Below are 11298 nucleotides of genomic sequence, written 5' to 3'. Positions count from 1 at the left end.
TGATGGAAATGGAAGCCACGCAAGCACCTTAAAATCACCATCATACACTAAATCAGTAAGTTGGCAGCATTACCCAACAAAGGTTGGTACTGAAAACGGGCAACTCCTTGGTAATACTCTCACAGGTAATGATGCAGCAAAAGGAGTCGGTGTACTCATAGAAGGTTTAGCAACTAGTAAAAATCCTCTAATGACATTGAAACCTAATGATTCAAATTCTGTTTATAAAGATTACGACCCGAGAGGCAAAGACGATACAACAGGAGGAGTTTACCCGGATCAAGATACAGGTATAACATACCCTCTCCATTTCCAGGCCACGCTACAACAGGATGGAACTATACCAATAGAAGCTGGTGAGTTTAAAGCCACCAGTACTTTCCAGGTAACCTACCCTTAATAAGTCCACCGCACCGCCATCATCTGGCGGTGCGGTAATTGATAAATCATTGCCCCCACCAATGTGACTGATAAAATGCCAGGCAACACGACATCATTTATCAGGATACGTTATGAAACCGACCACCATTGCTTCACTTCAGAAATATAAGCAGGATAAAAAGCGTTTCGCGACCATCACCGCTTACGACTACAGCTTCGCGAAACTATTTGCTGATGAAGGGCTTAACGTCATGCTGGTAGGCGACTCGCTGGGCATGACCGTTCAGGGCCACGATTCCACTCTGCCAGTAACCGTTGCTGATATCGCCTACCACACTGCCGCCGTACGTCGCGGCGCACCAAACTGCCTGCTATTGGCTGACCTGCCGTTTATGGCGTATGCCACGCCGGAACAAGCCTTTGAAAACGCCGCAACGGTTATGCGTGCCGGTGCCAATATGGTCAAAATTGAGGGCGGTGAGTGGCTGGTCGAAACCGTAAAAATGCTGACCGAACGTGCCGTTCCTGTATGTGGTCACTTAGGTTTAACCCCACAGTCAGTGAATATTTTCGGTGGCTACAAAGTACAGGGGCGCGGCAATGAAGCGAGCGATCGACTACTCAGCGATGCATTAGCCTTAGAAGCCGCGGGGGCACAGCTGCTGGTGCTGGAATGCGTGCCGGTTGAGCTGGCAAAACGTATTACCGAAGCACTGGCGATCCCGGTTATTGGTATTGGTGCAGGCAACGTCACTGACGGGCAAATCCTCGTGATGCACGACGCCTTTGGTATTACCGGCGGTCACATTCCTAAATTCGCTAAAAATTTCCTCGCCGAAACGGGCGACATCCGCGCGGCTGTGCGGCAGTATATGGCTGAAGTGGAGTCCGGCGTTTATCCGGGCGAAGAACACAGTTTCCATTAAGGAGTCACGTTGTGTTAATTATCGAAACCCTGCCGCTGCTGCGTCAGCAAATTCGCCGCCTGCGTATGGAAGGCAAGCGCGTGGCGCTGGTGCCTACTATGGGTAATCTGCACAATGGCCATATGAAGCTGGTCGACGAAGCCAAAGCCCGCGCCGATGTGGTCGTCGTCAGTATTTTCGTTAACCCGATGCAGTTCGACCGCCCGGAAGATCTGGCACGTTATCCACGGACCTTGCAGGAGGACTGCGAGAAGCTAAACAAACGTAAAGTGGATTTAGTTTTCGCCCCTTCGGTAAAAGAGATCTACCCGAACGGTACTGAAACCCACACTTACGTTGACGTTCCTGGCCTTTCGACCATGCTGGAAGGTGCCAGCCGTCCGGGACATTTTCGCGGCGTTTCGACTATTGTCAGCAAGCTGTTCAACCTGGTCCAGCCGGACATCGCCTGCTTCGGTGAAAAAGATTTTCAGCAACTGGCGTTGATCCGCAAAATGGTTGCCGATATGGGCTTCGATATTGAGATTGTCGGTGTGCCAATTATGCGCGCCAAAGACGGTCTGGCGCTAAGTTCCCGTAACGGTTATCTGACGGCGGAACAACGCAAAATTGCGCCTGGTCTGTACAAAGTTTTAAGTTCGATTGCTGACAAATTGCAGGCTGGGGAACGGGATCTCGATGAAATTATTACCATTGCGGGGCAAGAACTGAATGAAAAAGGCTTCCGCGCCGATGATATTCAGATTCGCGATGCCGACACATTGCTGGAAGTTTCTGAAACCAGCAAACGGGCAGTAATTCTGGTAGCCGCCTGGCTTGGCGATGCTCGCCTGATCGACAACAAAATGGTCGAGCTGGCGTAATACTTAACTGGCGCTACGGCTGATGGCGCCAGTTATTAATTTACCCCACGTCATCTGTCATAACACAGGTAACTTAAATAAGGTTAATTACCTTATCAATCTCAGCAAGAGGTAAATTTGCCATCTCTGCAACGTCTTCCCGAGACATTCCTTTACTTAGAAGACGCAGGGCGAATTCTTGCCTTTCCTCCTGTCTTCCCTGCTGAATCCCCTTCTCAATCCCTTTCTCTTCAAACCACTGCGCCAGCGTCATCATAGACTTCCCTCCCGTTTCCCTGTCTCTCAGCACACCATAAAACAAATCCGCTTGTTCAGTATGACCGCGTTGCAGCATATAGTTTTGCATGGCAACTAACTGACTTCCGCTAGTGTACCCTTCGTCAATCAGCGTGACCAGTTGCTCCAGCAATAACATTAAGTCGCGCTGGCGAATATGTTTTTGCAGTAGTTCGAGAATCGCAATCCGCCGATGTTGCATGATTTCGTCATCCGGTGTGATGGTGATATCCACCAGCGGGAAAGGACTGTTATAGACGCGTCGCGCCAGCTCCGGCGAGTAAAACATATCAAACCAGCACATTGAGAGCGGATAAGGTGTGGCCTCGCCCTGATAAAACAGTATCGGCACCACCAGCGGCAGCTTATCGTGGCCAGCCTCCAGATGCCGGTGCATGGCAGCAATAGAATAACGCATCATGCGAAAGGCCATTTTCTTATCCGGCTTGCTTTGGTGTTCAATCACAACATGCAGATAACCGGGATTGCCCTGCATTTGCATGGAATAGAGCACGTCCGTGCTGTGACCTTTCAGGCACTCTTCAATGAAACTCCCCGACTCTAAATGAAGCGTGTTGAGATCACAAAGTTCGCGTAATTCCACTGGCAAATGTATCTCCAGAAAGTCGCGAGCCGTCTCCGCATGCATTAAAAATTGTTTAAATACCGCGTCATGCGGTGTGGTACTCGGTGCATCCATCTTCCCTGTCTTCCGTGTGGCCTTGCGTGAAGGCAGTATCCAGTCAAGGCGTGCTATCGTCAGCCACCTCTTTATTGTTTACCGAGCAGCGTTCATAAAAATATCAATTCGTTACAGGCGTTACATGGCACGCTTCGGCGCGGTACGCAAACTGCTGACGCAAATGCCATCAGATGAGTAGACACTCATCAAAAATCGGGCAATACTGCGTGAGAATTTCCTCAAAGCAGGCACCGCCTGCTTCGTTAACGACAGGGTAGAAAGGTAGAAGTTATGATTCGCACGATGCTGCAGGGCAAACTCCACCGCGTGAAAGTGACTCATGCGGACCTGCACTATGAAGGTTCTTGCGCCATTGACCAGGATTTTCTTGACGCAGCCGGTATTCTCGAAAACGAAGCCATCGATATCTGGAATGTCACCAACGGCAAGCGTTTCTCCACTTATGCCATCGCGGCAGAACGCGGTTCGAGAATTATTTCTGTTAACGGTGCGGCGGCCCACTGCGCCAGCGTCGGCGATATTGTCATCATCGCCAGCTTCGTTACCATGCCAGATGAAGAAGCTCGCACCTGGCGACCCAATGTCGCCTATTTTGAAGGCGACAATGAAATGAAACGTACCGCGAAAGCGATTCCGGTACAGGTTGCTTGATTGTTATCCCTGCGGCTGGTTACTCACCAGCCGCGACATCTTCTCCAGCGAATCCGTTCTTAAGATATAAAGTCGTTTTAGTAACAACGGATTATCCCCCGGTTTTACTTTGCCTTTCATGGTTGTCACCGCCAGGTGAAATCCGGCATCGTTTGCTGCCTTCACGGCTTTGTCATTAAAGCCGCCAAACGGATACGAAAGATACCAGACATGTGGATTAAATTGCGCCAGAGCGCGGCGTGAACGTGCAAAATCAAACAGAATATTGTGCTCACTACGGCTCAGTAATATGGGTCGGCGATAACCATCTACCCGATGCAAAAAATGGGTATGTGACTGGAAATCAAAAACATCGCGAATTTCGTTAAGCTCAGAAACGCTCATAAATTGCAGCGATTTTGGGTTCCACTTCTGCGGGTGACGTTTGATGCGTGAGGTAACAATAAACACCGTCGCCTTCATGCCATATTGTTTCAACACAGGATACGCATAGCGGCTCACCGACTTGAGGCCATCATCAAAGGTAATCACCACCGCTCGCGCAGGGAGATTGATCGTATTCTTCACGTAACCTTCCAGCTGAGCCATGCTCAGTGTCGCGTATCCCCTGTCGCGCAGCCAGGCCATTTGGTTATTGAAAGCGCGTACCGAGGTGGTCGTCGAAGTATGGCGAAAACGGGTGTTTTCTTCGTCGCGCAGAATATGGTGATAAGTTAGCACCGGCAGGCCATTATCGGGTTGGGCATCCAGCGCGCTGATATAGGCCAGTCGATCGCCAATACGGATCTGATACCAGGTTTGATTTAACCTGTCTTTCAGTTTATGCAAAATCGGGTAGCGCAAATTGTCCGCCAGTACCCCAAATGGCGCACTGCCCACACTCGGCGCGTTGTAGACCGGCGTATCTTTCCAGGTAATTAAGTTCTGATTACTCAGCGGCTTGTTGAGGTCACCCAAACCGTCTTCAACTTTTTGTCGTCCCTGAACTGGCTCGAGATGCCCTTTATCGATAAACCCTTTACCAAAGCCAAAATTAAATGCGTAATAACTTGCGGCAGTGGGCTCCACGGCAATGATTTGTCCGGCCCGAATATTCCCCACGGTCACCATCTTGTCACTAATTTGCGCCCAGACCGCAGCATTTTCGATGGTTTGCATATAACGGGCAGGTAACGCGGCACTGACACTTGCGGTAAACAGCATCAGCAGGAGAATAACAGCTTGTTTATACATGAAAAAATAACCGAGGGTGAAACAACGCTTTTATTGTAGCAAAAGCGCCATCAGAATCGCGGGTTAATACTCATACAAATTATGTTTGAGGACGAAAGGCGGATTTTTTTGTTGTTGGTGCCAAAGACTACTCACCTCCGGCCCACCCAGTTCGACAATACACTCACGAAACTCTGAACTGGTCATGGTTTCACGGCAAGCCATCATCTGTTCAATTAACGGTAACGTGACACCAGAAATCACTTCGCAACGGGAGTGTTTGTGGCTTAATAATGAAGCCACGCGATACGGTGGCGCTCCGGCTATATCGGTTAAGAAGATGACACCCTCACCAGAGTCCGCTTCATGCAGAGCATCGCACATCATGCGGCTGAGCATATTAGAGCTTAATCCGCGCCAGAAATTCACGGCCCGGCACTGAAGAAGTGCCCCATGTTTTTTCTCCAGCGCATCCAGTATCTCTTGCGCCCGGTCATCGTGACAGGTAATTACCCAACCTAACATCGCCTTCCTCCTTAGCCGAAAATCAGCCTACCCTGACCATTGTTGATAAAGGGTGATAGCCGTCAAAACTCCTCTCCCCCGAATCCAGAGGAGAGGAAATAGCCTTAGCTACGCAAACCACGTCCACGTTGGATCAGCGACCAACAGATCAAATAAAACGCCACAATAAAGACCACCAGTACGCCAAAGGTAGTGACCAGCGGCACATCATTTATACCGAGGAAGCCGTAGCGGAAACCACTGATCATATAAACGATTGGGTTCAGGTGCGACAGCCCTTGCCAGAACGGCGGCAACAAAGTCAGTGAGTAAAAGACCCCGCCCAAATACGTGAGTGGCGTTAACACAAAGGTTGGCACCAGGCTGATGTCATCGAACGTTTTGGCAAACACGCCGTTCAGCAAACCCGCAAGGGAGAATAGCACCGCCGTGAGCACCAGGGTTAAGGCAACGAATACCCACGAATGCACCTGAAACGGCACAAAAAACAGTGAAATTGCCGTCACAAGAATGCCAACAAACAGACCACGCGCCACGCCACCGCCGACATATCCGGCAATAATGACGTGAGTCGGAACCGGCGCTACCAGCAGCTCTTCAATATTACGCTGGAACTTGGCACCAAAAAATGATGACGCGACGTTAGCGTAGGCGTTGGTGATCACCGACATCATGATCAGCCCCGGTACGATGAACTGCATATAGCTGAAGCCATGCATATCGCCAATACGCGAACCTATCAGGTTACCGAAGATAATAAAGTAAAGGGTCATGGTGATGACTGGCGGCACCAGCGTCTGCACCCAGATACGCATAAAGCGATGGATCTCTTTCGCCCAGATGCTTTTTAGCGCCACCCAGTAAAGATGCATCATGCGCGATCTCCTTGTTTTTCATTAACCAGTGAAACAAACAGCTCTTCCAGACGGTTAGCTTTGTTACGCATACTTAATACCTGAATGCCCTGCTCACTTAACTGCGTAAATACGCTGTTGATCCCCTGCTCACGTAGCACTTCAACTTCCAGCGTCGCGGTATCGACCAGTCGATACTGATAGCCATCGAGCTTCGGTAACGGACTTTTCGGTGCGAGATCGAGAATAAAGGTTTCCGATTTCAGCTTCGCCAGCAGCGCCTTCATCGAGGTATTTTCCACCAGCTCACCATGTTGAATAATGCCGATATTGCGGCACAGCATTTCTGCTTCTTCCAGGTAGTGTGTGGTAAGAATGATGGTGGTGCCTTTGTCGTTTAAATCCTTCAAAAAGCCCCACATTGAGCGGCGAAGTTCAATATCCACGCCTGCGGTCGGTTCGTCGAGAATCAGTAGTTTAGGTTCATGCATTAACGCACGGGCAATCATTAAACGGCGCTTCATCCCGCCAGATAACATACGCGCACGTTCGTTGCGTTTTCCCCATAAATCGAGCTGCTTAAGATATTTTTCGCTGCGGATGTACGCCTCTTTGCGCTCCACACCGTAGTACCCTGCCTGATTCACCACAATTTGCTGCACGGTTTCAAACGGGTTGAAGTTAAATTCCTGCGGCACCAGTCCCAACTGACGTTTAGCGTTCACGACATCTTTCTCGAGATCGTAACCAAATACGCTGACCCGCCCGGAGGTTTTATTTACCAGAGAGCTGATAATACCGATAGTGGTCGATTTCCCGGCCCCGTTCGGCCCGAGAAGCGCATAAAAATCACCCGCTTCGACCTGCAAATCTATTCCACGAAGCGCCTGAACGCCGCCTGGATAGTTTTTTTTAAGCTGTTGAAGTTCCAGTGCAATGGTCATAAATTTTTACTTACCTTACGTTCTTACACTTTATCTGTGGTTTAAATCGTCCCGGAGTTGCCCTATATTAGCCAAACGTAATTATTTGGTTACAGGTCGTTAACCTCCATGAAAGACATAGATACACTCATCAGCAACAATGCACTATGGTCAAAAATGCTGGTGGAAGAGGATCCCGGGTTTTTTGAGAAACTGGCACAAGCGCAAAAACCGCGCTTTCTATGGATTGGATGTTCCGACAGTCGCGTTCCTGCAGAACGTTTAACCGGTCTTGAGCCGGGCGAACTCTTTGTTCACCGTAATGTTGCTAACCTAGTCATTCACACCGACCTGAACTGCCTTTCCGTGGTTCAGTATGCAGTGGATGTACTCGAAGTTGAACACATTATTATCTGTGGCCACTACGGTTGCGGCGGCGTACAAGCCGCCGTTGAAAACCCGGAACTGGGGCTTATCAACAACTGGCTGCTGCATATCCGCGATATCTGGTTCAAACATAGCTCATTGCTCGGCGAAATGCCGCAAGAGCGCCGTCTGGATACCTTGTGTGAACTGAACGTCATGGAACAGGTGTATAACCTGGGCCACTCCACCATTATGCAATCAGCGTGGAAACGCGGGCAGAAAGTTACCATTCACGGCTGGGCCTACGGCATTCACGACGGCTTGCTGCGTGATCTGGATGTTACCGCCACCAACCGCGAAACCCTTGAGCAACGTTACCGTCACGGGATTTCCAACCTCAAGCTGAAACACGCCAACCACAAATAAAAATGCCATGCCGGATGCAACACATCCGGCAACTTCACACTTACTCGTCCAGCAGAATCACTTTGCCAATATACGGCAGATGACGGTAACGCTGTGCGTAATCAATGCCGTAACCCACCACAAACTCATCCGGGATCGAGAAACCGATAAATTCAACCGGGACGTTCACTTCACGACGGGACGGTTTATCCAGCAGCGTACAAATCGCCAACGACTTCGGTTCGCGCAGGCTTAAGATCTCACGCACTTTCGACAGTGTATTCCCCGAGTCGATGATATCTTCAACAATCAGCACGTCCTTGCCACGGATATCTTCATCCAGATCTTTGAGGATTTTCACATCACGGGTGGTGGACATGCCGCTACCGTAGCTGGAGGCGGTCATAAAGTCGACTTCATGAGATACCTGAACTTCACGGCACAGGTCCGCCATAAACATAAATGAGCCACGCAGCAGACCCACCAGCACCATATCGCTGCCGCTGTCTTTGTAACGCTCAGTAATCTGACGACCCAGTTCGGCGATACGCGCTTTAATCTCCGCTTCGGGGATCATTACTTCTACAGTATGTTTCATATCTCTAACCATATGATTTAAAAACAAATCACTTCGCACGGGCAGGTTTTGGCACCGCAACAAAGCGCAAGACGCGCAGTATACCAGTAAAACTATTCATTCGCGGAATCTGTTAATAAAGCTCGAATTGTGATGACGGTCACACATGTTAAAACCTATAATTAATTGCTACTAAAATATTAATGAATTGAAATGGTGTCTCTTTATGGCAATTAACAATACAGCCTCGCGACGATTACTCGTCACGCTAACAGCCCTTTTTGCAGCGCTTTGCGGGCTGTATCTACTCATTGGCGGAGGCTGGCTGGTCGCGATTGGCGGCTCCTGGTACTACCCTATCGCTGGCCTTGTGATGCTCGGCGTCGCCTGGATGCTGTGGCGCAGTAAACGCGCCGCGCTTTGGCTATACGCAGCCCTGCTGCTCGGCACCATGATTTGGGGCGTCTGGGAAGTTGGTTTCGACTTCTGGGCGCTGACTCCGCGCAGCGATATTCTGGTCTTCTTCGGCATCTGGCTGATCCTGCCGTTTGTCTGGCGTCGCCTGGTCATTCCTGCCAGCGGCGCAGTTGCCGCACTGGTGGTCGCACTGCTGATTAGCGGTGGTATCCTGACCTGGGCCGGATTTAACGATCCGCAGGAGATCAACGGCACCTTAAGCGCCGATGCCACACCTGCCGAAGCTATCTCCCCCGTTGCCGATCAGGACTGGCCTGCGTATGGCCGCAATCAGGAAGGTCAACGCTTTTCACCACTGAAGCAAATTCACGCCGATAACGTCCACAAGCTGAAAGAAGCCTGGGTGTTCCGTACTGGCGATGTGAAGCAGCCGAACGATCCGGGTGAAATCACCAATGAAGTGACGCCGATTAAAGTGGGCGATACCCTTTACCTGTGTACCGCTCACCAGCGCCTGTTTGCGCTTGATGCCGCCAGCGGCAAAGAGAAATGGCATTACGATCCTGAGCTGAAAACCAACGAGTCTTTCCAGCACGTAACCTGCCGTGGCGTCTCTTATCATGAAGCCAAAGCAGAAACGGCTTCGCCGGAAGTGATGGCGGATTGCCCGCGTCGTATCATTCTTCCAGTGAATGATGGTCGCCTGATTGCGATTAACGCTGAAAACGGCAAACTGTGCGAAACCTTCGCCAATAAAGGCGTGCTCAATCTGCAAAGCAATATGCCAGACACCAAACCGGGTCTGTATGAGCCGACTTCTCCGCCAATTATCACCGATAAAACCATCGTGATGGCCGGTTCAGTCACCGATAACTTCTCAACCCGCGAAACGTCTGGCGTGATCCGTGGTTTTGATGTCAACACCGGGGAGCTGCTGTGGGCTTTTGATCCGGGCGCGAAAGATCCGAACGCAATCCCGTCAGACGAACACACCTTTACCTTTAACTCACCAAACTCGTGGGCACCAGCGGCCTATGACGCGAAGCTGGATCTGGTCTATCTGCCGATGGGCGTGACCACGCCGGATATCTGGGGCGGTAACCGCACACCGGAACAGGAACGTTATGCCAGCTCGATTCTGGCGCTGAATGCCACTACCGGGAAACTGGCGTGGAGCTACCAGACCGTTCACCACGACCTGTGGGACATGGATCTTCCGGCACAGCCGACGCTGGCGGACATCACCGTTAATGGTCAGAAAGTGCCGATTATTTACGCTCCGGCGAAAACCGGTAACATTTTTGTGCTCGATCGTCGTAATGGCGAACTGGTGGTTCCGGCCCCGGAAAAACCGGTTCCCCAAGGTGCTGCCAAAGGCGATTACGTTACCCCTACTCAACCATTCTCGGAACTGAGCTTCCGTCCGACGAAAGATTTGAGCGGTGCGGATATGTGGGGAGCCACCATGTTTGACCAACTGGTGTGCCGCGTGATGTTCCACCAGATGCGCTATGAAGGCATTTTCACGCCGCCATCTGAACAGGGTACGCTGGTCTTCCCGGGTAACCTGGGGATGTTCGAATGGGGCGGGATTTCCGTTGATCCAAATCGTGAAGTGGCAATTGCCAACCCAATGGCACTGCCGTTTGTTTCGAAACTGCTCCCGCGTGGTCCTGGCAACCCGATGGAGCAGCCGAAAGATGCCAAAGGCACGGGTACGGAATCCGGCATTCAGCCACAGTACGGTGTACCGTATGGTGTCACGCTCAACCCGTTCCTCTCACCATTTGGTCTGCCATGTAAACAGCCAGCATGGGGTTATATCTCGGCGCTGGATCTGAAAACTAATGAAGTGGTGTGGAAGAAACGTATTGGTACGCCGCAGGACAGTATGCCGTTCCCGATGCCGGTTCCGGTGCCGTTCAATATGGGTATGCCGATGCTGGGCGGGCCAATCTCCACGGCGGGTAACGTGCTGTTTATCGCCGCTACGGCAGATAACTACCTGCGCGCTTACAACATGAGCAACGGTGAAAAACTGTGGCAGGGTCGTTTACCGGCGGGTGGTCAGGCAACACCGATGACCTATGAAGTGAATGGCAAGCAGTACGTGGTGATCTCCGCAGGCGGTCACGGTTCATTTGGTACGAAGATGGGCGACTATATTGTGGCTTATGCCCTGCCGGATGATGTGAAATAACCATAATGCCCGGAGAGAT

The 11298-nt window shown here is 50.8% G+C and carries 12 protein-coding genes; 6 read left to right on the top strand and 6 right to left on the bottom strand.

Features of this window, described 5'->3' with window-relative positions:
• The 3 genes from ABZJ92_RS04335 to panC all read left to right on the top strand — a co-directional run.
• On the top strand, window positions 1–400 hold a 400-nt coding region (locus ABZJ92_RS04335), incomplete at its 5' end, for a fimbrial protein (RefSeq protein ID WP_250543916.1).
• Window positions 401–512: 112 nt separating this feature from the next.
• Complete coding sequence (panB, locus tag ABZJ92_RS04330; protein ID WP_000805476.1) at window positions 513–1307, top strand: 3-methyl-2-oxobutanoate hydroxymethyltransferase; 795 nt, start codon at window positions 513–515, stop codon at window positions 1305–1307.
• Between the two features lie 11 nt (window positions 1308–1318).
• Window positions 1319–2170 carry a pantoate--beta-alanine ligase gene (gene panC / locus ABZJ92_RS04325; protein WP_000905404.1) on the top strand — a complete coding sequence of 284 codons (852 nt, stop codon included), beginning with the start codon at window positions 1319–1321 and terminating at the stop codon, window positions 2168–2170.
• Window positions 2171–2243: 73 nt separating this feature from the next.
• Here the strand turns inward: panC and rpnC are convergent, their stop codons facing one another.
• On the bottom strand, window positions 2244–3146 hold the full coding sequence (gene rpnC / locus ABZJ92_RS04320; RefSeq protein WP_000339937.1) for a recombination-promoting nuclease RpnC: 903 nt from the start codon (window positions 3144–3146) through the stop codon (window positions 2244–2246).
• Window positions 3147–3419: 273 nt separating this feature from the next.
• Here rpnC and panD point away from each other — a divergent pair, with 273 nt between their 5' ends.
• Window positions 3420–3800, top strand: coding sequence for an aspartate 1-decarboxylase (panD, locus tag ABZJ92_RS04315; protein ID WP_000621515.1), 381 nt, complete (start codon window positions 3420–3422; stop codon window positions 3798–3800).
• Window positions 3801–3803: 3 nt separating this feature from the next.
• On the opposite strand, the gene ABZJ92_RS04310 is transcribed toward panD, so the two are convergent.
• From ABZJ92_RS04310 to ABZJ92_RS04295, 4 genes are all read right to left on the bottom strand, one after another.
• Window positions 3804–5033: a polysaccharide deacetylase family protein gene (locus ABZJ92_RS04310; protein ID WP_000277944.1), complete on the bottom strand. Its 1230-nt coding sequence runs from the start codon at window positions 5031–5033 to the stop codon at window positions 3804–3806.
• A 63-nt stretch (window positions 5034–5096) separates the two neighbouring features.
• Entirely contained in the window at window positions 5097–5537 is a 441-nt protein-coding gene (locus ABZJ92_RS04305) for a PTS sugar transporter subunit IIA (protein WP_000901986.1), read from the bottom strand.
• 104 nt (window positions 5538–5641) lie between these two features.
• Window positions 5642–6412: an ABC transporter permease gene (locus ABZJ92_RS04300; RefSeq protein ID WP_000972203.1), complete on the bottom strand. Its 771-nt coding sequence runs from the start codon at window positions 6410–6412 to the stop codon at window positions 5642–5644.
• On the bottom strand, window positions 6409–7335 hold the full coding sequence (locus ABZJ92_RS04295) for an ABC transporter ATP-binding protein (RefSeq protein ID WP_000150612.1): 927 nt from the start codon (window positions 7333–7335) through the stop codon (window positions 6409–6411). Before ABZJ92_RS04295 ends, ABZJ92_RS04300 begins: the two co-directional genes overlap by 4 nt.
• A 108-nt stretch (window positions 7336–7443) precedes the next feature.
• Here ABZJ92_RS04295 and can point away from each other — a divergent pair, with 108 nt between their 5' ends.
• On the top strand, window positions 7444–8106 hold the full coding sequence (can, locus tag ABZJ92_RS04290) for a carbonate dehydratase (RefSeq protein WP_000651599.1): 663 nt from the start codon (window positions 7444–7446) through the stop codon (window positions 8104–8106).
• A gap of 40 nt (window positions 8107–8146) precedes the next feature.
• On the opposite strand, the gene hpt is transcribed toward can, so the two are convergent.
• Window positions 8147–8683, bottom strand: a complete 537-nt coding sequence (hpt, locus tag ABZJ92_RS04285; protein WP_000683335.1) for a hypoxanthine phosphoribosyltransferase — start codon at window positions 8681–8683, stop codon at window positions 8147–8149.
• Between the two features lie 205 nt (window positions 8684–8888).
• On the opposite strand from hpt, the gene gcd reads away from it, so the two are divergent.
• Window positions 8889–11279: a quinoprotein glucose dehydrogenase gene (gene gcd, locus ABZJ92_RS04280; RefSeq protein ID WP_005053495.1), complete on the top strand. Its 2391-nt coding sequence runs from the start codon at window positions 8889–8891 to the stop codon at window positions 11277–11279.
• Window positions 11280–11298 lie beyond the last annotated feature (19 nt).

The organism is Shigella sp. FJ200513 (genome assembly GCF_040495915.1).
Classification (GTDB): Bacteria; Pseudomonadota; Gammaproteobacteria; order Enterobacterales; family Enterobacteriaceae; genus ECMA0423.
This window is presented reverse-complemented; position numbering and strand designations above follow the sequence as displayed.

Coding starts and splice junctions, on each gene's coding strand:
- hpt (WP_000683335.1), bottom strand. CDS start 8,683: ATGAAACATACTGTAGAAGTAATGATCCCCGAAGCGGAGATTAAAGCG.
- panD (WP_000621515.1), top strand. CDS start 3,420: ATGATTCGCACGATGCTGCAGGGCAAACTCCACCGCGTGAAAGTGACT.
- ABZJ92_RS04305 (WP_000901986.1), bottom strand. CDS start 5,537: ATGTTAGGTTGGGTAATTACCTGTCACGATGACCGGGCGCAAGAGATA.
- gcd (WP_005053495.1), top strand. CDS start 8,889: ATGGCAATTAACAATACAGCCTCGCGACGATTACTCGTCACGCTAACA.
- rpnC (WP_000339937.1), bottom strand. CDS start 3,146: ATGGATGCACCGAGTACCACACCGCATGACGCGGTATTTAAACAATTT.
- ABZJ92_RS04295 (WP_000150612.1), bottom strand. CDS start 7,335: ATGACCATTGCACTGGAACTTCAACAGCTTAAAAAAAACTATCCAGGC.
- can (WP_000651599.1), top strand. CDS start 7,444: ATGAAAGACATAGATACACTCATCAGCAACAATGCACTATGGTCAAAA.
- ABZJ92_RS04310 (WP_000277944.1), bottom strand. CDS start 5,033: ATGTATAAACAAGCTGTTATTCTCCTGCTGATGCTGTTTACCGCAAGT.
- panB (WP_000805476.1), top strand. CDS start 513: ATGAAACCGACCACCATTGCTTCACTTCAGAAATATAAGCAGGATAAA.
- ABZJ92_RS04300 (WP_000972203.1), bottom strand. CDS start 6,412: ATGATGCATCTTTACTGGGTGGCGCTAAAAAGCATCTGGGCGAAAGAG.